Annotated in this window: 21 protein-coding genes; 15 read left to right on the plus strand and 6 right to left on the minus strand. The window is 66.0% G+C overall.

Annotated features, from left to right (window positions below):
• Positions 1 to 8 precede the first annotated feature (8 nt).
• The 4 genes from ABIE24_RS12095 to ABIE24_RS12110 all read left to right on the plus strand — a co-directional run bounded on the left by ABIE24_RS12095 (position 9) and on the right by ABIE24_RS12110 (position 4,694).
• A complete protein-coding gene (locus ABIE24_RS12095) occupies positions 9 to 1,352 on the plus strand; it encodes an ABC transporter substrate-binding protein (protein ID WP_354499986.1) in 1,344 nt (447 codons plus the stop codon).
• A gap of 77 nt (positions 1,353 to 1,429) precedes the next feature.
• The gene (locus ABIE24_RS12100) at positions 1,430 to 2,344 is read left to right on the plus strand and encodes a carbohydrate ABC transporter permease (RefSeq protein ID WP_354499988.1); all 915 of its coding nucleotides are present in this window, start codon (positions 1,430 to 1,432) and stop codon (positions 2,342 to 2,344) included.
• Positions 2,341 to 3,243 (plus strand): carbohydrate ABC transporter permease, encoded by a 903-nt coding sequence (locus tag ABIE24_RS12105; RefSeq protein WP_354499990.1) that lies wholly within the window; start codon positions 2,341 to 2,343, stop codon positions 3,241 to 3,243. Before ABIE24_RS12100 ends, ABIE24_RS12105 begins: the two co-directional genes overlap by 4 nt.
• Entirely contained in the window at positions 3,243 to 4,694 is a 1,452-nt protein-coding gene (locus ABIE24_RS12110; RefSeq protein ID WP_354499992.1) for an aldehyde dehydrogenase (NADP(+)), read from the plus strand. Before ABIE24_RS12105 ends, ABIE24_RS12110 begins: the two co-directional genes overlap by 1 nt.
• Positions 4,695 to 4,736: 42 nt before the next feature.
• Here the strand turns inward: ABIE24_RS12110 and ABIE24_RS12115 are convergent, their stop codons facing one another.
• From ABIE24_RS12115 to ABIE24_RS12125, 3 genes are all read right to left on the minus strand, one after another.
• Positions 4,737 to 5,093, minus strand: coding sequence for a nucleoside triphosphate pyrophosphohydrolase family protein (locus tag ABIE24_RS12115; protein ID WP_354499994.1), 357 nt, complete (start codon positions 5,091 to 5,093; stop codon positions 4,737 to 4,739).
• Positions 5,094 to 5,139: 46 nt separating this feature from the next.
• Positions 5,140 to 6,075: an aldo/keto reductase gene (locus ABIE24_RS12120; RefSeq protein WP_354499996.1), complete on the minus strand. Its 936-nt coding sequence runs from the start codon at positions 6,073 to 6,075 to the stop codon at positions 5,140 to 5,142.
• A gap of 77 nt (positions 6,076 to 6,152) precedes the next feature.
• Positions 6,153 to 7,016: a LysR family transcriptional regulator gene (locus tag ABIE24_RS12125; protein WP_354499998.1), complete on the minus strand. Its 864-nt coding sequence runs from the start codon at positions 7,014 to 7,016 to the stop codon at positions 6,153 to 6,155.
• A 173-nt stretch (positions 7,017 to 7,189) separates the two neighbouring features.
• Here ABIE24_RS12125 and ABIE24_RS12130 point away from each other — a divergent pair, with 173 nt between their 5' ends.
• The gene (locus ABIE24_RS12130; RefSeq protein ID WP_354500000.1) at positions 7,190 to 8,023 is read left to right on the plus strand and encodes an EamA family transporter; all 834 of its coding nucleotides are present in this window, start codon (positions 7,190 to 7,192) and stop codon (positions 8,021 to 8,023) included.
• A 12-nt stretch (positions 8,024 to 8,035) separates the two neighbouring features.
• On the opposite strand, the gene ABIE24_RS12135 is transcribed toward ABIE24_RS12130, so the two are convergent.
• Positions 8,036 to 9,010, minus strand: a complete 975-nt coding sequence (locus ABIE24_RS12135) for a hypothetical protein (protein WP_354500002.1) — start codon at positions 9,008 to 9,010, stop codon at positions 8,036 to 8,038.
• A gap of 168 nt (positions 9,011 to 9,178) precedes the next feature.
• Positions 9,179 to 9,757 (minus strand): HdeD family acid-resistance protein, encoded by a 579-nt coding sequence (locus ABIE24_RS12140; RefSeq protein WP_354500004.1) that lies wholly within the window; start codon positions 9,755 to 9,757, stop codon positions 9,179 to 9,181.
• 210 nt (positions 9,758 to 9,967) lie between these two features.
• On the opposite strand from ABIE24_RS12140, the gene ABIE24_RS12145 reads away from it, so the two are divergent.
• The 7 genes from ABIE24_RS12145 to ABIE24_RS12175 all read left to right on the plus strand — a co-directional run bounded on the left by ABIE24_RS12145 (position 9,968) and on the right by ABIE24_RS12175 (position 18,670).
• The gene (locus ABIE24_RS12145; RefSeq protein ID WP_354500006.1) at positions 9,968 to 10,471 is read left to right on the plus strand and encodes a flavodoxin family protein; all 504 of its coding nucleotides are present in this window, start codon (positions 9,968 to 9,970) and stop codon (positions 10,469 to 10,471) included.
• Positions 10,472 to 10,585: 114 nt separating this feature from the next.
• On the plus strand, positions 10,586 to 12,001 hold the full coding sequence (locus ABIE24_RS12150; protein WP_354500008.1) for an NtaA/DmoA family FMN-dependent monooxygenase: 1,416 nt from the start codon (positions 10,586 to 10,588) through the stop codon (positions 11,999 to 12,001).
• Complete coding sequence (locus ABIE24_RS12155) at positions 11,998 to 13,281, plus strand: acyl-CoA dehydrogenase family protein (protein ID WP_354500010.1); 1,284 nt, start codon at positions 11,998 to 12,000, stop codon at positions 13,279 to 13,281. The genes ABIE24_RS12150 and ABIE24_RS12155 overlap by 4 nt, the downstream gene beginning before the upstream one ends.
• A 223-nt stretch (positions 13,282 to 13,504) precedes the next feature.
• Positions 13,505 to 15,112 carry an ABC transporter substrate-binding protein gene (locus ABIE24_RS12160; protein WP_354500012.1) on the plus strand — a complete coding sequence of 536 codons (1,608 nt, stop codon included), beginning with the start codon at positions 13,505 to 13,507 and terminating at the stop codon, positions 15,110 to 15,112.
• Between the two features lie 59 nt (positions 15,113 to 15,171).
• The gene (locus ABIE24_RS12165) at positions 15,172 to 16,161 is read left to right on the plus strand and encodes an ABC transporter permease (RefSeq protein WP_354500013.1); all 990 of its coding nucleotides are present in this window, start codon (positions 15,172 to 15,174) and stop codon (positions 16,159 to 16,161) included.
• Entirely contained in the window at positions 16,158 to 17,030 is an 873-nt protein-coding gene (locus ABIE24_RS12170) for an ABC transporter permease (RefSeq protein WP_354500015.1), read from the plus strand. Before ABIE24_RS12165 ends, ABIE24_RS12170 begins: the two co-directional genes overlap by 4 nt.
• Complete coding sequence (locus ABIE24_RS12175) at positions 17,027 to 18,670, plus strand: dipeptide ABC transporter ATP-binding protein (protein WP_354500017.1); 1,644 nt, start codon at positions 17,027 to 17,029, stop codon at positions 18,668 to 18,670. The genes ABIE24_RS12170 and ABIE24_RS12175 overlap by 4 nt, the downstream gene beginning before the upstream one ends.
• Before the next feature lie 25 nt (positions 18,671 to 18,695).
• On the opposite strand, the gene ABIE24_RS12180 is transcribed toward ABIE24_RS12175, so the two are convergent.
• Positions 18,696 to 19,640, minus strand: coding sequence for an alpha/beta fold hydrolase (locus tag ABIE24_RS12180; RefSeq protein ID WP_354500019.1), 945 nt, complete (start codon positions 19,638 to 19,640; stop codon positions 18,696 to 18,698).
• Positions 19,641 to 19,691: 51 nt separating this feature from the next.
• On the opposite strand from ABIE24_RS12180, the gene ABIE24_RS12185 reads away from it, so the two are divergent.
• From ABIE24_RS12185 to ABIE24_RS12195, 3 genes are all read left to right on the plus strand, one after another.
• Positions 19,692 to 20,252, plus strand: a complete 561-nt coding sequence (locus ABIE24_RS12185) for a TetR/AcrR family transcriptional regulator (protein ID WP_354500021.1) — start codon at positions 19,692 to 19,694, stop codon at positions 20,250 to 20,252.
• Positions 20,253 to 20,343: 91 nt separating this feature from the next.
• Entirely contained in the window at positions 20,344 to 21,069 is a 726-nt protein-coding gene (locus tag ABIE24_RS12190) for an IclR family transcriptional regulator (protein ID WP_354500022.1), read from the plus strand.
• Positions 21,070 to 21,118: 49 nt separating this feature from the next.
• The gene (locus ABIE24_RS12195) at positions 21,119 to 21,610 is read left to right on the plus strand and encodes a MarR family winged helix-turn-helix transcriptional regulator (RefSeq protein ID WP_354500024.1); all 492 of its coding nucleotides are present in this window, start codon (positions 21,119 to 21,121) and stop codon (positions 21,608 to 21,610) included.
• The last annotated feature ends 61 nt before the right edge of the window (positions 21,611 to 21,671 follow it).

The raw sequence follows: 21,671 nt of genomic DNA on the forward strand, positions 1-21,671 counted from the left end.
GGTACGCAATGAAGCGTGACAGTGAACTGGCATTCCGCCAGCTGCGCCGCTCAACGAAACTCGGCGCAGTCGTAGGCGTTGCTCTTGCCAGCGCGCTCGTCATGACCGGATGCGGTGGCGCGACAAGCGAACCGGCCGCGTCGGAAGATGTCGTCCTCGAGTTGTGGGACACAGACACCCGCCCGGAGCGCACCGAAAACCTGAAGACCCTGATCGGTATGTTCGAGAAGAAGAACCCCGGCATCACCGTCAATTACCTCGGGCTGCCCACCGACTCCTATATGCAGAAGATCGGTACTGCCATCGCGACCGACTCCACACCGGACCTGGTCACGCCGAAGGCGTCAGACATCGCGGCGCTCGTTGCGCAGGATGCGCTCGAACCCATCGACAAACAGTTCAAGGCCGGCGGATGGGACGACCAGATTTCACCGGCCATGACCGAGTCTTCGAAGGCCGCGGCACCCGACGGCAACCTCTACCTCACGCCGGCGACGAGCCTTGCCGACGTCATCTACTACCGCGCTGACTGGTTCGAAGAGGCAGGCCTTGACGCACCGGCGTCATGGGACGACTTTTACGAAGCCGCAGATACGCTGACCGACAAGTCGACCGGCCGGTTCGGCTACACGATCCGCGGCGGTGCCGGCTTCTTCCCGCAGTTCGTCGAGATGGTGTACCCGAAGGCCGGTGTCGACACCTTCTTCCGCAAGGACGGCACCTCCACGCTCGATGACCCCAAGGTCATCAAAGCCGCCGAAGAGTACGCAGCGCTCTACAAGAAGAACACGGCCGAGAGCGATCTCACCGCAGACTTCAAGACGATGGTCGCGCAATTCGGCGCCGGTGGCACGGCGATGCTGAGCCACAGCATCGGTTCCTATCCGTCGCATGTCGCAGCGCTCGGCGCGGATGCCGTCGAAGGCGTCGCTCCGTTCCCCTCCGACGACGGATCCACCATCCTTTCCGGATGGATGACTACCGGGTTCGCGATGTTCAAAGACAGCGAGCACAAGGAAGCAGCCTGGAAGTTCCTCGAATTCACCATGAGCGCCGAAGGAAACAGCTTCTGGGCTGAGAAGTCCGGCTACCTGCCCGGAAACCTCGAGGTCGCCGAAGAGGCGTGGGTGACAGAGAACCAGCCGATGCAGTCTGCACTGGCCGCCGCGGCTGAACCCGATGCCGTGCTGCTCCAGCAGCCGTACTACCTCCCCGAGTTCAACTCGATCACGACGACGGATCTCCTGCCGGAATGGCAGCGCGTTCTGCAAGGCGACCTCACTGTGAAGGACTTCCTCACCGCTGCCGCGGCGAGCCTGACCGAAGCGCAGCAGGAGTACCTCGGGAAGTAACCCTTCCCACCATCTCGGGGCGCCGGGAGTTGACCCGGCGCCCCTTCTTCCACCGCTGTCCAGGAGGCATCATCCCCATGGCACTCCCCGCCCTGACCGTGCGATCCGCGCCACCTGCCCGGCGGCTGGCCCGGTACTATCCCTACTTCCTCATCGCCCCGGCGGCGATCCTCACCGTTGTCTTCCTGGTATATCCGGTGGGCAGCGTCTTCTACTACAGCCTGCAGCACTCGAACGTCACCCAGCCTTGGAAGGACGGCTTCGCCGGCTTCGACAACTTCATCGCGATGGCGTCAGATGCCCTGTTCTGGCGGAGCCTCAGCTTCACCGCCCAGTGGGTGGTGGTCGAGGTCGGCCTGCAGTTCGTCTTTGGCCTGGCGCTCGCTCTGCTGATCAACAAGACCTTCGTTGGCCGGGGCATCGCCCGCGCTTTGGTCTTCTCGCCGTGGGCTGTCTCAGGCATCCTCACGACCACGATCTGGATCCTGATCTACAACCCGTCAACCGGCGTCAGCAAATACCTCGCAGACATGGGTATCGGTGAATACGGAACCTCGTTCCTCGCCGGCGACACAACGTTCTGGGCGGTGGTGCTGGCCGAACTGTGGAAAGGCATCCCGTTCTTCGCCATTCTCATCCTCGCCGACCTGCAGTCCGTCTCGCTCGAACTGTACGAATCGGCTGAGATGGACGGCGCGGGCAAGATCCGCCAGTTCACCTCCATCACCTGGCCGCACATCCGCCAGGCCGTCATCATCGCGACGCTCCTTCGTGCGGTGTGGGAGTTCAACAATGTCGACCTGCTCTACACCCTCACGGGCGGCGGACCGGCAAGCGCAACGACGACGCTTCCGCTGTACGTCGCCCAGACCGCCATCCATGATCGGGACTTCGGCTACGGATCGGCTCTCACCGTCGTGGCGTTCGTCATCCTCACCTTCTTCTCATTGCTCTACCTCCGAATCACGAAGACGAAAGGTGACGACAAGTGACCAGTCTGCTGACCCCGCCCGCTGCCCCCGAGCGAACCGAAAGCCGTGTGCCGGCCCCGGTGCGCGTCCTGAGCGCGGAGAGGAAACGGGCACATCGCATCGATCGGGTGCTGACCTACGTGCCCATGGCACTCTTCCTCGTATTCACGATCGTCCCGTTCTACTGGATGCTGTTGTTCGCATTCCGGCCGACCGGCTCCACGTCGCTGGTGCCCTGGCCGATCACGTTCGACCACTTCGTGACGGTCTGGAACGGATCCGGCTTCGGGATCTACTTCCAGAACAGCCTCTTCGCCGCCGTGATGAGCCTCCTCGTCTCCACAGTGATCGCCCTTCTCGGCGGGTATGCCCTGGCGCGATTCCCGTTCAAGGGCAAGGCGCTGTTCCTCGTCGCCATGCTCTGCACCCAGTTCGTCCCTGGCGCCATGATGCTCATCCCGCTCTTCGAGATCTTCAACACCTTCGGCCTCACCAACAGTCTGTGGAGCCTGATCATTGCCGACACGGTCTTCCAGCTCCCTCTGTCGCTGATCCTTATGGCGGGCTTCATCCGGAACGTTCCGATGGAGCTCGAGGAAGCCGCCTGGGTCGACGGTTGCACCCGCATCCAGGCATTCCGGCTCGTCGTCCTGCCACTGCTGAAACCCGGCATCGTGGCCGTCGGCTCGTTTGCGTTCATCAGCGCATGGAACAACTTCCTGTTCGCCATCATGTTCCTCAGCAGTCAGGATCGCTTCACCGTTCCGGTGGGTTTGAGCTATCTGCTCGGCGAATTCGGCACCGACTTCGGTGCTCTCGCTGCCGGTGGTGTCATCGCGATCGTCCCTGTCGTGGTGCTCTTCGCCTATGTGCAGAAGTTCCTCGTGCAGGGCTTGAGCGCCGGGGCGGTGAAGGGCTGATGGGCGCCCAGGATTCGGCCACTGAGAACGTCGGGGCGGTTTGCGCTGCCGCGGGTGCAGCGGCGGTCGTGTACGCGCGGACAAGCCGCGCCGAACGGGCGCAGTTGCTCCACGCCATCGCCGACGAACTTTCGGCGGATCGGGAAGAAATCGAACGCCTCGCGAGAGCAGAGACCGCGCTGTCGCCGGCGCGTCTCGCGGGGGAGATGAACCGAACCATCAACCAGGCGCGGCTGTTCGCCGGGGTCCTTGACGACGGGGGTTATCTCGGCGCCAGCATCGACCGCGCGACCGCGGCCACGCCTGACCTTCGCCGGACCCGGGTACCGATCGGTGCTGTCGCCGTGTTCGGAGCGAGCAACTTTCCGCTCGCCTTCAGCGTTCCCGGGGGTGACACCGTGTCGGCCCTGGCCGCCGGTTGCCCCGTCGTCGTCAAAGCGCACCCCGGCCACCCACTGACAAGTGCGCGCACGTTCGAGGCGATGAGCCGGGCGGTCGCGCGCCTGGCGCTGCCTTCGGCCACACTCAGCCTCGTTTCAGGATTCGAGGCCGGACGGGAGTTGGTCCTGGACCCGAACATCCGGGCGGTGGGCTTCACCGGCTCGACGGGTGCCGGACGAGCGCTTTTCGACCTCGCGTCGTCCCGTCCGCAGCCCATCCCCTTCTTCGGTGAACTCGGCAGTCTCAATCCTGTTGTTGTGACGCGGGCTGCGGCTCGCGCGAGGGGTCGGCGCATAGCCGAGCAACTGGCCACGTCGATCTCGGGGAGCGCCGGGCAGCTGTGCACGAAGCCGAACCTTCTCTTTGTGCCGGATGCCGACGGCGACGACCTGGTCGAACACCTCACCGCCGCTCTCCGGGCGGTGCCTGCCCAAGTGTTGTTGAACGACACCGTCCAGGAGCGGTTCTCTGAGAGCGCGGCACGATGGGCGAACGAGCCGGGCGCCGCGGTACTGGCAGACGGCGGTCCAGGTCAGCACGGGGCCCGGCTGATCAGCATCGACGTCGGGCAGCTCTCTGACGCTTTTCTTGAGGAATCCTTCGGCCCGGCGGCCGTGGTTGTGCGATACCAGGACGGCGATGCGTTGCCGGCGGTCCTCGACGCGCTGGGTGGCCAGCTCACGATGTCGCTGATGCTTGAAGGCGAGGACGTGACCGCCGTTGCCGCACTCACTGAGGCGATGACACGGATGGCCGGGCGGCTCGTCTTCAACGATGTCCCGACCGGCGTCGCTGTCGTCTGGTCGATGACACACGGTGGCCCATACCCGGCGACCACCAACGCCGCCCACACCTCGGTCGGCAGCGCGGCAATCGATCGATGGCTGCGCCCGGTGTCTTTTCAGGATGCTCCGCCAGAACTTCTTCCCGAGGAGCTTCGCGACGACGCGATCGGGATCCCCCGTCGCGTCGACGGGATGCTGATGGCGCTGGCTTCGGTCAGCGCTTGACGAGTGGCTTTCGACGAGGCGGCGGTTCGAGTCAGCGCACCCTCACGATCCGGTCGACTCGACTGTGGGAGTGAGGCCGCGTTCGATCCGATCCATGGTGCCGGCGAAGGCATCCGTGATGTCGATGCCCAGGCGTTCGGCGATGACGATAACCCACCAGAGCGACTCCGAGAGCTTGTGCTCGAGCTGCGCGTTCACGTCGCCGTCGATCTCCCAGGTGCCTTCGTGGGCGAGGATGAGGCGCCCCACCGTTCCGACGTCGTTGCCGAACCCCAGCATCAGTTCCTGGAGGGTCCAGACCTGTCCGTTGAGGCGCTGCTCGAGCGTCTCATAGAGCGCCCGGATCTCCATCGCTCGCTGGCGTGCTGATTCGAGGCTGACGGGCTGTGGGTCGTTCATGAGAGTGTCCTCTGCGCTGAGTAAGTGGGGCGAATGCCGCCCCGGTCTACGGTACGAGGTGCCCCGCTGCGCGGAACAACTCGTACCATTCGGGCCGGGTCAGCGGGAGATCGGAGCCGAGTGCTGCCCCGGCGACACGGTCGGGACTCGTCGTGCCCAGCACGACCTGCATCTGTGCGGGGTGACGGGTGATCCATGCAGTGGCAACGGCGATCGGCGGAACGTCGTACTGCGCGGCGAGGCGGTCGATCACCGCGTTGAGTTTCGGATACTCGGGAGACCCGAGGAACACGCCGGTGAAGAAGCCGGCCTGGAACGGCGACCAGGCCTGCAGCGTGATGTCGTGCAGTCGGCAGTAGTCGACGATCCCGCCGCCGTCGAGGGTGACCGACTGCTGCTCGTCGAGCATGTTCGCCGCCACGCCCTGGGTGACGATCGGGGCGTGGGTGATCGAGAACTGCACCTGGTTGGCGACGATCGGCTGCCGCACGAAACGCTTCAGCAGGTCGATCTGCCGCGGCGTGTGGTTGGAGACGCCGAAGGATCGCACCTTTCCGGCAGCTTCGAGTTCGTCGAACGCCCGGGCGACTTCCTCCGGCTCGACGAGCGCGTCGGGCCGGTGCAGCAGCAGGATGTCGATGTGGTCGGTCTGCAGGGCGTCGAGTGACCCGTTCACCGACTCGATGAGGTGCTCGTAGGAGAAGTCGAAGTAGGGGCCGTTCCCGACGATCCCCGCCTTCGTCTGGATCGTGATGGCGTCCCGCTCGGCGGGGGTCAGGTGCATCGCCTCCGCGAAGCGGCGCTCGCACCCGTGCAGGTCGTCCCCGTAGATGTCGGCGTGGTCGACGAAGTCGATTCCGGCGTCACGGGCAGTTCTCACGAGATCGCGGATTTCGTCATCCGTCTTGTCGGGAATGCGCATCAACCCGAGAACGACGTTCGGGGCCTCGATCTGGGTGTTGGGCATGGTGAACTTCTTCACGGGATTCCTTCCGGGGACGTCGCCGATTCGGTGCATGCCCACCCAAGCACTTCCGGCGAAGCGACGTCCACAGCGGGTCAGGCGGGTCTGGTGGACGCGGTGTCGTAGAACTCCCGTGCGATGTCGACGAGGCTTCGGGCGTCACGGGCCTCGTCGTCACGCCACCAGGCGAGCGTCACGGGAATGAGCGGGGCATCGCGCACCAGACGATAGGCAACGCCGCGTCGAGGATGCCGCGCCACAGTCGCCTCCGCCGTGGTGCCGACCGCCCCGCCGGTCGCGATCTCGTCGAGCCATTCCTCCATGTCGCGGATGTGCCGGATCGTCACGGCCCCGTCCGCCCAGAGCGAGGCCGTGGTGGTGCTCGTCTCCGGGTCGGTGACCACGACGCGCCCCTCGAGGTCAGAGAGTCGAAGTGACCTCCTCCGGGCGAGCGCGTCGTCGGCGGGGACCGCCGCGAACCGGCGCTCACGGCCCAGCTCCACCGCGAGAAACCGTGCGTCGACGGGAACGCGGAGGACGGCGATGTCGACGATGCCCTCTGCCAGTCCCGCCGTCCGCGTGTTCACGTGGACGAGTTCCAGCCGCGTGGCAGGGTGCTCGGCGGCCCACCGTTTGCGGATGCCGTCGGTGTGCGCCCCGAATGCTGCCCAGGCGTATCCGACCCGCAAGGTTCTGCCGTCTGAACCGACAACGGTGCGTACCGCGTCCACCTCGGCGAGCACCCGGCGCGCCTGAACGACGACCCGGTTTCCGGCGGGCGTCGGCACGACGCCGCGGGGTCCGCGGCGAAGCAGCCGGGTGCCGAGTTCCGCCTCGAGGGCAGCGATTCCGCGAGAGGCGGCCGCCTGCGACAGTCCCCGTTCGATGGCGGCATCCGTGATCGTGCCCTGGCCGACGCAGGCGACCAGGAGCCGGAGCGCTGAGAGTTCGAGAGCCATGCGTAGAGCGTATGGCAGGCGACCATCGCGCATTCGGAATTCCGCAAGATGCCCGCCACACTGGCGAGGTGACAGCGCACGCGACTCGGGCGCCAGCCGCCCCGCCGACAGGTAACAGAGGTGTGACCGACGGCGCGTCAGCGCCGAGCGGCCGTACCCTGTCGGGGGTAGGCATGATGCTGACGAGCGCCGTGAGCAACCAGTTCGGCGCTGCCGCCGGCTCCACCGCGTTCGACGCGATCGGACCGGTCGGGGTCGTCGCCATCCGCCAGATCGTCGGCGCCGCGGTGCTGATGCCGACCGTTCGGCCCCCGTTGCATCGGTTCACGAGAGCACAATGGTGGCCGATCCTGCTCCTCGGCGTCGTCTTCGTGACGATGAACCTCGGCCTCTACACGGCGGTTGACCGCCTCGGGCTCGGCCTCGCCGTCACCCTGGAGTTCCTCGGACCGCTGGGCGTGGCGCTTCTCTCCTCCCGTCGTCTGCTCGACCTTGTCTGTGCCGTCGCGGCGTTCGGCGGCGTCTGGATCCTGGTTCTGCCCGGGCCGTCGAGCGACCTGGTCGGAATCGGGGCCGGTCTCGTGGGGGCTGTGAGCTGGGCGGCGTACATCCTGCTCAACCGGACGATCGGCAGGCGAACGCCCGGGCTGCAGGGGGCTGCGGCGGCGACGCTGGTCGCGGCGGTGATGACGCTGCCCGTTGTTGTCATCTTCGCGGTGCAGGGCCGCTTCACCGCTGCGTCGCTCCTCGCCGCGATCGCCGCCGGCGTTCTCTGTTCGGCCGTTCCCTATGCGCTCGACCTGCTCGCCATCCGGCGGGTGCCGACCCCCGTCTTCAGTGTCTTCATGAGCGTCCATCCGGTGGTCGCTGCCCTCGCCGGCCTCATCGTCCTTCACCAGGTGCCGATGATGAACGAATGGGTCGGCATCGCGATCATCGTCGCCGTGAACGCTACCGTCACCGGAATGAGGCGCGGTCGACGCTCCATCGCTGAGCGAGGGGCGTGACCCGCCCGATCATCACGACGGGATTCTCTGCCACTGCAGGACGGACGACGTCGAGACGACGGTGAACCTGGTCCACTCACTGGTGCCCCCCATGATCGTGATGCGTGACAGGTTCGAGACGCTCGACGTGATGCCGTAGTAGCTCCTCCAGCTCGACAACGTCAGGGGCTTGTCGCTGCGGTAGCTGTGCGTATCGCCGTTGATGAGGAAGACCGGCTTGGCGAAGGACAGGCTCTGGGATGCGATGGTCTGGACGATTTTCTGGAACCCGCTTTTGTACGCCGATCCCTGGCTGGGAATGAACATGTCGGCCTGTGTGATCAGGACGACGGCCCGGCTTCCCGCGGCACGGGCGCGCGTGAAGGCGTCGGTGATCAGGCGGGCGGCGGCGTCGATGCGCGACGTGACTTCGGCCGTCTGCGCCGCGGAGGGAGAGGACGCGCCGTACCAGGGGACGAGGTCGTTGGACGATCCCACCGCGTGAAAAGCGGCGAAGGTGAGAGAGCCGGCGGCGAAGGTGACGTTCTCGGGGTACCCGGACTGCGCGGTGACGGGGATCCGCGTCGCCCCGAGCGAGGTCCCCGGAGCAGGGAAGAACACGCTCCTCAGTGTTGCGAGCTTGCTGAGGGGTGCGCCGGCGCCGGTCGTCGCCCGCCAGCAGTCGGCCCACTCGTTGTCGCCGGGCGTGTAGACGAGAGGGTCGGCGAAGAGGTCGAATCGCGACCGCACGTTCGCGTAGTACGAGGAGGAGCAGTTGAGCGGGCTGCTGATGTCGCCGAGGTGGCTGACGAGCCGCACGCCCGTGTCGGCGTTGATTTTCGAGATGTAGGAAGGGAACGCCGAGATCTGCGCGCTGCCGTACGGCACATCACCGATCACGGCGAAGGCGTACGGGGTGGCGGCGGTGGACGCCGTCGTGCCGAAGAGCGTGAGAATTCCGGTCAGAAGGACGGTGGCGAAGACGGAGAGCCTGGGGGAGCGGGTCATGGCAGCCTCGATGGAGTACGTCAGGTCTGGCCTTGAAGGGCAGCGAGGCGTTATGCCGGAATTATGCATCCGAATCCCAAGCCATGCCAGCCCCAGCATCGACACCACATTGGCGGTCGGATTGCGGCTTCGCTCCTCAGCGAGTCCAGCCGACTGCGCCTGCTCGCGTCACGCGGTCTGCGCGGCTCGTGCCCGCCGACCGAGGGTCAGGGCCTGGAAGATCTGGACGACACCGGCGATGACGAGAACGATGGCGGCGATCTTCAGCAGGATGACGACGGCTGTCGTTGGAATGAAGAAGATGATCACACCACCGATGATGCTGACGATGGCGTAGACGATGGCCGCCGCCCTCGATGCCCTGCTCGACGAGTCGGCGAGCGTCGCCACTCCTTCCACAATCCAGGCGATACCGATGATGTAGGCGAGGATGTCGACGCCGAAATCCGGATTGATCATGAGATACACGCCGGCGAGGACAACGAGAAGACCGAGGATGACGCTGAGCGTGCGGTAACCACCCGACGCGCCAGGGACGGTGAAGCTGCGAACGACCCGCGCGATCCCGGCAATGAGGAAGAAGAGCCCGAACAGCCAGGCGACCACGAGGAGCGTCGCATTCGCCCACACGAAGATGGCGATGCCGATTCCAACGGCGACCGCCCCGGCGATTCCGAGGGCCAGGCGGATGCCGTTCAGTTGCGATTTGCTGAACTCGGCCGGTTCGACGGTGAATGAGAACGACATGGTGCCTCCTGTTCCTCTGACGGGTATGGCGGTTTCTGCGCACGGCCCCGTGCCGACCATGATCGTCGAGTTCTGCAGTCGGTGCCAGCCCCTGTTTTCGTCTATCGATGCAGGCGACACAACGCGTCGCGGTACTGAACGGCGTGTGGCGGAGCGGGGGATGTCGCCGCACGGTCACGCGCGTATGCTCGTCGCCCACAGGGAGGCGACATGAGAGCACTGGTGGTTTTCGAATCGATCTGGGGAAACACGGAGGAGGTCGCGCGCGCGGTCGCGGCGGGGCTCGGGGGCGATCGCATAGACGTGGTCGATACGGCATCGGCGCCCGCCGTCATCGAACCAGACGTCGACCTGGTCGTGGTCGGCGGGCCGACGCATGCGTTCTCCATGTCGACAGCTGCAACGCGCGAGTCCGCACGAAAGCAGGGCGCCGAACGCGTCCCCGAGCGCGGCATCCGGGAGTGGATCGAGGCGCAACCGTCACCCGGCCACGCGATACCGGTTGCCACGTTCGACACGCGGGTCGTCACGCCCCGGCTGCCCGGGTCTGCCGCGAAGAAGGCGATGAAGCGCCTCGTGCGACTGGGCTTCCGTGCGGTCGCGAAACCGGAAACGTTCGGCGTGCACGGCTATTCCGGCCCGATCGCGGACGGCGAACTGGAACGCGCGCGGCGCTGGGGCGAGGACCTCGCCCGACAGCTTCCGGCGGGCTGAGTTCGGCACTCTGAGCCCCGACGGTTTCTGTGCAGCGGGACACACAACGACATCCCGCGACATACATCGTTACAAACGAACCGCCCGGTGACGCGCGCTCCTAGCATGAGGGCCATGGCAGACAACCCCACGAAGAAACTCATCCTGAACCTCTTCGAGATGAACTGCGTGAGTCATATCACCCACGGGCTCTGGCGACTGCCCGGGAACAACCGGCACCGCTACACGGACATCACGTACTGGACCGAGCTCGCTCGAATCACGGAGGATGGCGGGTTCGACGCCATCTTCATCGCTGACGTCGTCGGTGCCTACGACGTCTTCCGCGGAGGTCCGGACGACGCACTGCGCCTGGGGCTCCAGATCCCCAACAACGATCCGATGCTCGTCGTTCCAGCCATGGCCGCTGTCGCCGACAACGTCGGGTTCGGTGTCACCTTCTCCACCAGTTACGAACCGCCGTTCGCATTCGCGCGCCGGATGAGCACCCTCGACCACCTCACCTCGGGTCGGATCGGCTGGAACATCGTCACGTCGTATCTGCCAAACGCCGCTCGCAACTTCGGTCTCACGGGAGAAATTCCGCATGACACCCGTTTCGCCATCGCCGAGGAGTACCTCGATGTGCTCTACAAGCTGTGGGAAGGGTCGTGGGACGACGACGCCGTGATTCGTGATGTTGAGCGAGGGATCTATACCGATCCGGCCAAGGTGCGCTACATCGACCATGTCGGTGAGCATTTCCAGGTCGCCGGTCCTCACCTCTCGGAACCGTCGCGGCAGCGCACCCCGGTCCTCTTCCAGGCGACGGCATCGCCGGCTGGAATCCGGCAGGCCGGCAAGCACGCCGAAGCCGTTTTCACCGGGGTGAGGGGCGAATCAGGGATAACCCCTCTGGTCGGCCGTTTTCGCGAGGCCGCGCGTGCGAACGGACGACCAGGCGACGCACTCAAAGTGATTGTCCAGGCCGCGGTCATCGTCGGCAGGACCGACGCAGAGGTGGCCGACAAACTCGACGTCTACCGCCGGTCCGCGAGCACGGTCGGTCGATACGTTCACGCCAGCCTGCCCTTCGACCCGACGGCGCACCCCGGCGACATCACCGTGGCAGAGGCTCTGCGTCGGGAGGGTGTCGCCGAGGGTGCGGTGCCTCCCGCCGCCCTGGGCCAGAGCATCGAAGCCTTCACGGCATCGGCCGCCACCGACCTCGAGCGCGATTTCTTTGCCGCGGGAACCCCCGGCGCTGTCGCCGACGAGATCGAGCGCTGGCTCGACGAACTCGGCATCGACGGCATCAACCTCCGGCAATACCACAGCTTCGACACGGTCCGCGATTTTGTCGACCTGGTCGTGCCTGAACTCCGCAGGCGCGGCCGGGTGCGTGAGTCGTATGCTCCAGGCGAGACCCTCCGGGACCGCCTCACCGGTGCGGGGGACCGCCTGCCTCCCACTCACCCCGCTGCGGCATATCGCGGCGGTCATGGCCTCCTCGCGGGGTCCGCTGCTCTCCTGGAAGGAGCCCGTCGATGAATTCCATCGCATCTCAGACCCTTGCCGTTCCGGTCGGGCTCAAAGCCGCACGCCAACGGCTCGGCCCGGTCTTCGCGACCATCGCGAGTCGGGCCGCAGAACGTGATCTCGATCGGTCCCTTCCGTTGGAGGAGGTGCGCCTGCTCGCAGAAGCCGGCTTCGGCGCCCTGCGTCTGCCCGTCGACGCGGGGGGTGCCGGACTCACCGTCACCGAGTTCACCGCCCTCCTCATCGAACTGGGCACCGCGGATTCCAACCAGCCGCAGTTGTGGCGCAACCACATCGCCTTCGTCGAAGACCGGGTGTGGCATCGGGATGCTCCTGGCGCGAGCGAATGGCTGCACCGGATCGCCTCCGGTGACGTCGTCGGAGGGGCATGGTCAGAGCGTGCCACCGTCCCCGGCGCCGGGAACTCGACACGGTTCGATGCGAGCACCTTCCCGCCAACGGTGACCGGGACAAAGTATTACAGCACCGGCAGCATCTACGGCGACTGGATCTCGGTGGCGGCGAAGGCCTCCGACGACACCGACGTGTTCGTTCTCGTCGACGCTCGCGGAGACGGAGTCGAGCTCTTCGACGACTGGGGCGGCATCGGCCAGCGGCTGACGGGAAGCGGGACGACGATCTTCGACCGGGCTGTTGTAGCCGGGGACGCGGTATTCCGCTCGGACGAGCGGGCACCGCATCAGGAGATCATTTACCAGATCGTCCTGCTCGCCTCCCTGGCCGGTGTCGCGCTCTCCGCCCGCGACGAGGCGGCAGCCGCTGTCCGGGCCCGGCTGCGCAACTACCCCCAGGGGCTCGCTGCCGCGCCACGCGACGACGCCGTCGTCCAGCAGGCGATCGGGGGCGTTGCGGCGGCGGCAGCGGCCGCGAGGGCGATCGTCCTGAACGCCGCATCCGAGCTCGATGCCGGACTCGACGAACTCGAACGCGCAGTCGTTGGTTCCTCGATCCCGGTACCGGCCGCCTCGTTCGAGAACTCGGATTCTGCCGGAACCGCCGACCAGTTGCGTGCCGCGGCGGTCGCGACCTGGGAGGCGCAACTCGTGGCCGCGGATGCTGCGCTTCGAGCGTCCACGGAGCTCTACGACGCGCTGGGCTCGTCAGCCGTGGAACGCAGCACGGGACTTGACCGGCACTGGCGCAACGCGCGCACGCTCGTCTCGCACAATCCGCGCGGCTACAAGGCGCGGCTCGTCGGGGACTGGTACGTCAACCAGGCGGATCCGTCGCCGTGGGCACGAAAGCACGAGATCCAACCTCCCTCCAGCTGATCGACGAACGCCAGGGACCACGAACTCCTTCACGGAGCCCGTGGTATCCGTCGCGCCCGATTATGAGTCTCACCTCGTGTTTTCTGTGACCGTTTGTGTCGACACATGCCGCAACACAGTTCGACAGAGGACCGCCCGGAAATACAGCATGAGAACCGTTGACCCCCGCAGCACGGTTCGGCGCACGACGCCGGTTCGGCACATCGACTACTCAGGAGCACCCGTGAAGAAGAAAATCTGGCTCGCCGCAGCCCTCACCGCCGTCACCGTTCTGACCGCCGGCTGCGCAGCGCAGACACCGGCGGCGTCCTCCGATGGCGGCACCCTGACCTACCTCGACGCGGAGATCGCGACGAGCGCGCAGGTGCAGGAGTCCGGCACCTGGCAGACCCGGGCCCTCCAGCAGAACATCACCGACCGCCTGCTGTACCGCAACGCAGACTCCGGGGAACTCGAACCCTGGATCGCCGAGAGCTGGACTGCCAGTCCCGACGGGCTGACCTACACCTTCGTTCTCCGTGACGGAGTGACCTACAGCGACGGAACCCCGGTGAACGCATCGAGTGTCAAGAAGAACCTCGAATGGCAGTCGAGCGGCGATGACGCGAAGGGCACAACGCCCAACGCGCAGTTCCCCTCCGGCCTCACCGCGGTGGCGGACGACGACGAGCGGACCGTCGTCGTCACGCTTCCCGCGCCCTACGCGCCGTTCCTCAACGTCCTCACCGGATGGGGAGCCGGCCTCGTCGCCGACGCGACCATCGACGCGAGCAAGGAGGAGCAGTCGAAGTTCGTGAACCTCATCGGAAGCGGCCCGTTCGTCGTCGCCTCCGAGACGTACGGCAAGGAGATCGTGCTCTCCCGGCGGGACGGCTACGCCTGGGCGCCGCCCAGCTCGCCGAACCAGGGTGAGGCCCACCTCGCACAGGTGACCGTCATCCCGGTTCTCGAAGACAGCGTGCGTCTGGGAACGCTCAAATCGGGCGAGGGAGATCTCATTCGCTACGTGCAGCCCAGTGAAGAGCAGGCCCTCGCCGACTCCGGCTACCAGGTTGTGGCGGGCACGGGCGTCGGCCTCTCCAACCAGTGGTTCCTGAGGCCCGCTGCGCCGTTCCTGGGCGACATCAACGTCCGCAAAGCGCTTCAGCACGTCATCGACCGCGATGCCATCGTGAAGAACCAGTACACCGGGAGCTGGTCGCCGGCGACATCGGTCCTGGCCCCGGGCACCTTCGGTTACGTCGACGAGTCAGCAAAGTTCGACTATGACCTCGATGAGGCCAACGCCCTCCTCGACGCCGCCGGGTTCACCGCACGCGACTCTGACGGTTACCGCACGAAGGACGGGGAGCGGCTCGTCGTGAAGACCTACATCGACGTGTACGACAACACGGCGAAGAGCCTGTTCCAGGCGATCCAGAACCAGTTCGTCGAGGCAGGAATCGAACTGTCGCTCAACGAACTCGACTACTCGACCTACTGGGCCACCGCGTTCGCCGATCCCGAGGTCGCCGCGCTGCGGGTCGGCTGGCCGCACCCGGACCCCTCGAAGGGGCTGAGCGAGTACTACAGTGCCGACGGATCCGACCTGCTGGGCATCGCCGGTTCGGATGCCACACTGCAGTCGCTCCTGGACGCACAGAACGCCGCGACGGACGACACCCAGCGCACGGCGCTTCTTGCCCAGATCCAGGATCACCTCGTCGACCAGGCGTATGTCATCCCGATCCTGAATGACAGCCAGGTCTTCGTCGCCGCCGAGCGTGTCCAGGGCTTCGAACTGAGCGACGGAGCTCTTCCCGAGTTCTACAACGTCTCGGTCACCGACTAACAACTCCCAGAAGTGGTGCGGTGCCTCAGGCGCCGCACCACCTCACGATTGGAATCGCCGTGGCAGCTCGCAATTATGTCGCTCGACGCATCGCCCAGGCCGTCCTCGTCGTGGCGCTCGTCTACACCATCGTGTTCTTCACGCTCTTCGTCCTCCCAGGGGACCCGATCGAGAACAAGTTGACGAGTCCGCTGAACCCACTGCCTCCGGCATCAGCCGAGGCGCTGCTCGCCTACTATCAGCTCGACAAGTCGCCGTTCGAGCAGTTCACGATCACCGTTGGAAGGCTCTTCTCGGGGGACCTTGGCTACTCTCTTGTCAGCGGCAGGCCGGTCAGCGAGCTCATCGCGCAGGGCGTCTCGGACACCATCGTCCTTGCTGCCATGGCATTTGTCTTCACCCTCGCGCTTTCGCTCACGATCGCACTGACGACGGTTTTCGCGCCGTGGTCCGGCCTTCGGAACGCGGCCGCTTCACTCCCGATCATTTCCATCTCGACACCGAGCTTTCTGATCGGATTCCTCCTGCTGAGCGTCTTCTCATTCCAGCTGGGATGGGTCTCGTCCATCCGCGACCAGGGTCTTGTGTCATACATCCTGCCCGCGGCCACCCTCGCCATCGCCGTGAACGGAGTGCTCTCCGAAGTGCTCATCCAGGGCCTCCGCAAGGCACGGGCAGAGCCATTCGTCACCGTGCTGAGGGCGAAGGGCACCAGTGAGGGCGCCATCGCGATCCGTCACATCCTCAAGAATGGGGCGATCCCGGCGATCACGGTGCTGGCGCTCGTCGTCGGGGAGCTGCTCGCCGGCGCCGTTGTCGTGGAAACCGTGTTCTCACGACGCGGCCTCGGGTTCGTCACGTACGAGAGCGTGCGGGACCAGGACACACCGGTGATCCTCATCGTCGTGATTCTCGTCTCAACGGTCTACGTCGTCATCAACCTGATCACAGACCTGCTCTACCCCAGCCTTGATCCACGGATCCTTCGGCACGGATCGAAGGCCGCCGGTGCACCCGTCCCGGCCAGACGACAGAAGGTGACAGCATGAGCGCTCCCATCCTGACGGCATCCCGAGATCGGCGCCGAAGCGCAGAAGCCGGCTCCTTTCGGGCGGCCGTCGCCCGGCTTGAGCCGATGGACTACCTCGCGCTGGCCGTCGTGGCGTTCGTGCTTCTCGCCCTGCTGGCACCGCGGGTGCTTTCTCCTTACGATCCGCTTGCAGGGGACGATGCCAGCATTCTCACCGCCCCATCCCTCGCGCACTGGTTCGGCACGGACTATCTCGGCAGGGATCTGCTGTCACGGATCATCCACGGCACCGGCAGAACGCTCCTCGGCTCAGCCGTCGCCGTGGTGATCGGCCTGGGCGTCGGGACCATCCTGGGGCTTATCGCTGCGTATTTCGGCGGTCTCGCCGACGTAATCATCAGCCGGCTCGTCGACGTGCTGCTGTCGATTCCCGGGCTGCTGCTCTCGATGGTCGTCGTCGTCGCACTGGGCTTCGGCGCCCTCAACGCGGCCGTCGCCGTCGGCATCGCGTCGATCGCCGCGTTCACCAGGATCATGCGCTCGGAGGTCCTCACGGTGAAGGGTCTCCCCTTCGTCGAAGCGAGCCACCACCTCGGAGGGAAGCGTCTGTACGTGCTGGCCAGGCATATCTTCCCGAACTCGTACTCGTCTGTGCTCGCCCTCACCGGGCTCCAGTTCGGTATTTCGATCATCTGGATCTCCTCGCTGAGCTTCCTCGGTTATGGTGCCCCGCCACCCCAACCGGAGTGGGGTCTCCTTGTGTCCGAGGGTCGCGAGTACGTCGTCTCGTCGCCCTGGCTCGTCGTCATCCCCGGACTGGTCATCGCCGTGACCGTGCTCTCGATCAGCCGGCTCAGCCGGGTCCTCAAGGAAGGCAACACGCCATGACCCTGTTCGCTCCAGACTTCCCGGCCCCGCTCGTCGTTGACAGGCTCTCCATCGGCTACCGCCGACGCCGGCGCGGACCTCTTGAGGACGTCGTGCACGACGTCTCGTTCACGGTGCCGCACGGGTCGACCGTTTCGCTCGTCGGGCAGTCGGGCTCAGGGAAAAGCACGATCGCCCGCGCCGTCGCGGGTCTGTTACCGCACAACGGCGCTTCCACCGCCGGGTCTGTATCCGTCGTCGGACGGGATGTCACCCGGTACAGCGCCTCGCAGTGGCGACCGCTTCGCGGAAGCTCGGTCGGGTTCGTTCCCCAGGACCCGCTCAGCTCGCTCGACCCGTTGCAGAGGATCGGCGTGCAGATCGCCGGCGCCCTCGCCCCATCGGTTCCGCGCTCCGAGGTTCCGGCACGGGTTGTCCGTCTGCTTGAACACGTCGGTATCCGGGACGCGAAAGCGCGGTCCCGGGCTTTCCCGCACGAACTCTCAGGCGGACAGCTGCAACGTGTCCTCATCGCTATCGCCATCGCGGCGGACCCGGCACTGCTCATTGCCGATGAGCCGACCTCGGCACTGGACGTCACCGTCCAGAAGCGGATCCTCGACCTGATCGACGGGCTTCGCGAGGAGCTCGGGCTCGGCGTCCTGTTCATCACCCACGATCTGGCGCTGGCGCAGGAGCGCAGCGATGAAATCGTGGTGCTCAAGGACGGGGTCGTGCGAGAACAAGGGCCAGCAGGCGTCGTTCTCGTGTCGCCTCGTGACCCGTACACGATCACCCTTCTCTCTGACGCCCCCGCAGCGTCCCCCGACAGGTACCGGGATCGCGTGCGTCAACCGGAGGCATCCGCCCGCTCGATCATCTCGGTCTCGAACGTCACGAAGACGTTCGAGGGCCGCGGTCCGGCTGACACGGCGACCCGGGCCCTCGACGACGTTTCGTTGACCGTCGCAGAGGGATCCGTCCACGCCCTTGTCGGTGAGTCGGGGTCAGGCAAGACCACCCTGGCGCGGATCGTCGCCGGGCTGACCGGCTTCGACGAAGGCTCCACCGTTGTCGACGGAAGGGAACTGCCCGCCCACGCAACGTACGCCAACCCCTTCGCGCGCACGCTCCAGCTCGTGTACCAGAACCCTCTCTCGGCGGTCGACCCGCGCTACAGCGTGCGGCGCATCATCGAAGAGCCGTTACGGATCCACGGAATCGGCGACTCGCAGGCCCGGCGGGCCCGCGTGGCTCACGTCCTTGACCAGGTGGCTCTGCCGTCCACCGTGCTCGGTCGGACGGCCAGGGAGATCTCCGGGGGTCAGCGCCAGCGGGTGGCCCTGGCTCGCACCCTCGTGCTCGCACCCGATGTGCTCGTCCTCGACGAGCCGACCTCTGCCCTCGATGTCACTGTGCAGGCGCAGATCGTGGACCTGCTCCTCGACCTCAGGGAACAGCACAACCTCAGCTACCTGTTCATTTCGCATGACCTGGGCCTCGTGCGGCAGATCGCAGACACGATCACGGTGCTCAGGCTCGGGGCGGTGGTCGAAAGCGGCAGCACTCAGGAGATCTTCTCGAAACCCCAGGACGCGTACACCCGTGAACTTCTCGACGCAGTGCCCAGGCTGGAGCGAAGGATCGAGGCCGTCGCCTGACCTTCCCTGGCAGCTTGTCCGTACTTCAGCCACGCGCAAAGAACTCGAGGGTGTGGGCAACGACGGCATCGGGTTGTTCCTCGGGGATGTAGTAGCCGGCACCGGGCACGTGCTGCAACGTGAAGTCGTCGGCATAGTCCTCGTAGCCGCCGACAATCTCAGGGTGTTCCCGGGACGGGTCGTTCCCGCCGTAGAGCACGGAGCCATAGAGCGAGAGGGTCGGTGTCCGCAGGCGCGTACCGCGGTATGCGCCTGACCGCTTTGCCTCGGCCAGGATGAAGTCGCGATACAGGGCGGATCCGGCTCGTGCCCGCGCCGGATCGCGGAGGCGGGAGACGAAAATGTCGAGGTCCTCCTCCGACCACACCGAGCGATCCTGGGTGTCGCTTGTCATCTGCCAGCGCGGGAGCCGTCCGGAGCGGAGCAGCCTCGCCCCCAGGACGGGCGTTGCGATCGCGAGCATCGGCCACAGCTTCCACAGCGACAACAACATTCGCGGGTGGAATTCCGGGTACGGATGAGGAGCGGCGATGGGGATGAAACGCTCGACCCGGTGAGGCTGGCTCAGGCAGAGCCGGTAACCGAGGAGCGCGCCCCAGTCGTACCCGACGACGTGTACCGTCTCAAGCCGGAGGGCGTCGAGGAGCGCGACGACGTCGGCCACCAGCTGGTCGTTCGTGTACCCGTCGGCGGGGGCATCCGTCCATCCGGCCCCTCGCAGGTCGGGGCAGATGACGCGGTAGTGCTCCGCCAGCGCGGGAATCATCTTGCGCCACGCCCACCAGTGCTGGGGGAAGCCGTGCAGCAGAAGCAGCGGTTCGCCGCTGCCTGCCTCCGCCACGTGCATTCGAAGCCCGGGCAGGTCCAGGAAGTAGTGCTTCACTCCTGCCAGGTGGGGCAGTGTTTCCTCGTTCTCCCGGCTGGAGTCGATCTCGGGATCGGCTGCCCTGTCGGGTCTTCTCTTACCCATGAGAGGATCGTACTACGAACATAGTGGCATTTCTACTACGCTTATAGTGGAATGATGATACCGATCCGGGAGCGGGTGCTCGACGCCGCAATCACCCTCCTCGCAACGGGCGGGCTCCGCGCACTCACGCATGTCCGTGTCGACCAACGAGCAGGTTTGCCGAAGGGGTCGACGTCCAACCACTTCCGCACCCGTTCTGCGCTGCTCATGGGCGTCACCGGGTGGATCGTTCAGCGCGAACTGCCGACTGTAAGTGTTGCATTCTCGCCGCGGTCCGCCACCGAGTTCGTCGATGCGATGTGCGCGCTGCTCGATGTGGCAACCCGCGACAATCGTGACCTCACCTCAGCACGGCTCGTCCTGTTCATGGAAGCGAGTCACAACGCCGAGCTACGTGAGGCGTTGTCCCAGGGGCGCGCGTCCATGGGCGCGGTTGCCATATCCGCCCTGACCGAGATGGGTGCCCGAGATCCGATCGCCGGCGCGGAAGCGATCGCCGCCTGTTTCGAAGGGCTCATCCTTCACCGCATCGCCCGCCACGCGTACACCGATCCGCGGCCGATCTTCGAAACCGTGGTCAGGGGTGCGCTGCAAGAGGGTCGCACACCTTGATCCGAGGACCTTCGTGTTCTATAAAAGAACTGGACGTTCCGCTTTGGATTAGATCGGGCGCTCCCAACGTCAGCGTTGCACGAGGAGTCCGATGACCAGCCACGCCCCCACGAACGCCTCTCCAGCAGCGCCCGCCTCGCAGACGCTCAGTCGGGGCATCCGCATCCTGGAGATCCTTGCCCAGACGCGGGGCGATCTCTCCATCGACGACGTCGCGCACCAACTTGATGTGCACCGCTCGATCGCCTACCGTCTCCTGCGCACGCTCGAGGATCATGGGCTCGTGGTTCGCCACCTGAGCGGTCGGGTGGCTCTCGGCCCCGCGACGGCCGCCTTGGCGGCCGGTGTGGCTCCCGATCTCCAGGCGGTGGCTCGTCCCGAGCTCACGGCCGCCGCCGACGAGCTGGGCATGACCTGCTTTCTGTCGGTGTTCCACAGGAGCGAGTGCATCACTCTGGTCAGCGTTGAGCCCCGCGATGCGATCGCCACGATGGCCCAGCGTCCCGGGACCCGGCACCCGGTCACTGTGGGTGCCCCCGGCAAGGTGATCCTGTCGCTGATCTCGCCCGCAGAGTGGCCCGGCGCCGTGTCAGACGGCCTCCGGGCCGAGCTCCGGGAGGTCGATGCCCGCGGTTTCGCGACGAGTCATGATGAAGTGATCTCGAGTGTGCAGTCCGTTGCGGTTCCCCTCGCTGTCCGGGATCGCTCGCCAGCCGCTGTCGCCGTGGTTTACGTCGCTCCGGTTCGGAACGCCGAGGCGATCGCCGCCCGGCTGACGCGCGCCGCCGCCGCCATTCGCAACGCGCTCGGCGGCTGATGCTGCGGGTGTGCCCGGAAATCCGTCGCGCCGGTACCCTGAGAACATCATGAGCGACGACGATGAAGTAGATCTCCTGGTGGACGCGTGGGCAGGTCGCCTGCCCGAGATTGACTTCACCCCGCTGGATGTCATGTCTCGCCTTCGTCGCGTCGCCCTCCGCCTCAACACACTCCGTGCATCCGCCTTTCGGAGCGCCGACCTGAGCAGTTGGGAATTCGATGTCCTCGCGGCCCTCCGGCGAGCCGAGCCGCCGCACGAGTTGAGCCCGATGGAGCTCTCGCGGGCGACGATGATCGGTACTGCGGCAATGTCCAACCGGCTGGAAAATCTCGCGGCCCGCGGACTGATCGAACGGAAAGCCAACCCGCGAGACGGGCGAAGCAACCTGGCGCGCCTGACGGCCGACGGGGCATCCCGCGTCGACGCGGCCATGATCGCGCTCGTCGGGCTCGAAGCAGAGGAACTCAAGCGCTTGACCGGCCAGCAGCAGGCCCAGCTGGCGAGCCTGTTGAGGCTCATGGGCGGCTCGTCCACGTAGTCGCTGCGCGAGCCGGCGGAGACCCCTGATCTCCTCGCGTATCGTGAAGTAAGGTAACGAT

The sequence above is a fragment of the Mycetocola sp. 2940 genome, from assembly GCF_040548835.1.
GTDB lineage: Bacteria > Actinomycetota > Actinomycetes > Actinomycetales > Microbacteriaceae > Mycetocola_A.

Bases quoted from the DNA above. Each gene is read 5' to 3' on its own strand.
- ABIE24_RS12095 (WP_354499986.1), top strand. From the start codon at position 9: ATGAAGCGTGACAGTGAACTGGCATTCCGCCAGCTGCGCCGCTCAACG.
- ABIE24_RS12100 (WP_354499988.1), top strand. From the start codon at position 1,430: ATGGCACTCCCCGCCCTGACCGTGCGATCCGCGCCACCTGCCCGGCGG.
- ABIE24_RS12110 (WP_354499992.1), top strand. From the start codon at position 3,243: ATGGGCGCCCAGGATTCGGCCACTGAGAACGTCGGGGCGGTTTGCGCT.
- ABIE24_RS12115 (WP_354499994.1), bottom strand. From the start codon at position 5,093: ATGAACGACCCACAGCCCGTCAGCCTCGAATCAGCACGCCAGCGAGCG.
- ABIE24_RS12125 (WP_354499998.1), bottom strand. From the start codon at position 7,016: ATGGCTCTCGAACTCTCAGCGCTCCGGCTCCTGGTCGCCTGCGTCGGC.
- ABIE24_RS12130 (WP_354500000.1), top strand. From the start codon at position 7,190: ATGATGCTGACGAGCGCCGTGAGCAACCAGTTCGGCGCTGCCGCCGGC.
- ABIE24_RS12135 (WP_354500002.1), bottom strand. From the start codon at position 9,010: ATGACCCGCTCCCCCAGGCTCTCCGTCTTCGCCACCGTCCTTCTGACC.
- ABIE24_RS12140 (WP_354500004.1), bottom strand. From the start codon at position 9,757: ATGTCGTTCTCATTCACCGTCGAACCGGCCGAGTTCAGCAAATCGCAA.
- ABIE24_RS12145 (WP_354500006.1), top strand. From the start codon at position 9,968: ATGAGAGCACTGGTGGTTTTCGAATCGATCTGGGGAAACACGGAGGAG.
- ABIE24_RS12150 (WP_354500008.1), top strand. From the start codon at position 10,586: ATGGCAGACAACCCCACGAAGAAACTCATCCTGAACCTCTTCGAGATG.
- ABIE24_RS12155 (WP_354500010.1), top strand. From the start codon at position 11,998: ATGAATTCCATCGCATCTCAGACCCTTGCCGTTCCGGTCGGGCTCAAA.
- ABIE24_RS12170 (WP_354500015.1), top strand. From the start codon at position 16,158: ATGAGCGCTCCCATCCTGACGGCATCCCGAGATCGGCGCCGAAGCGCA.
- ABIE24_RS12175 (WP_354500017.1), top strand. From the start codon at position 17,027: ATGACCCTGTTCGCTCCAGACTTCCCGGCCCCGCTCGTCGTTGACAGG.
- ABIE24_RS12180 (WP_354500019.1), bottom strand. From the start codon at position 19,640: ATGGGTAAGAGAAGACCCGACAGGGCAGCCGATCCCGAGATCGACTCC.
- ABIE24_RS12185 (WP_354500021.1), top strand. From the start codon at position 19,692: ATGATGATACCGATCCGGGAGCGGGTGCTCGACGCCGCAATCACCCTC.
- ABIE24_RS12190 (WP_354500022.1), top strand. From the start codon at position 20,344: ATGACCAGCCACGCCCCCACGAACGCCTCTCCAGCAGCGCCCGCCTCG.
- ABIE24_RS12195 (WP_354500024.1), top strand. From the start codon at position 21,119: ATGAGCGACGACGATGAAGTAGATCTCCTGGTGGACGCGTGGGCAGGT.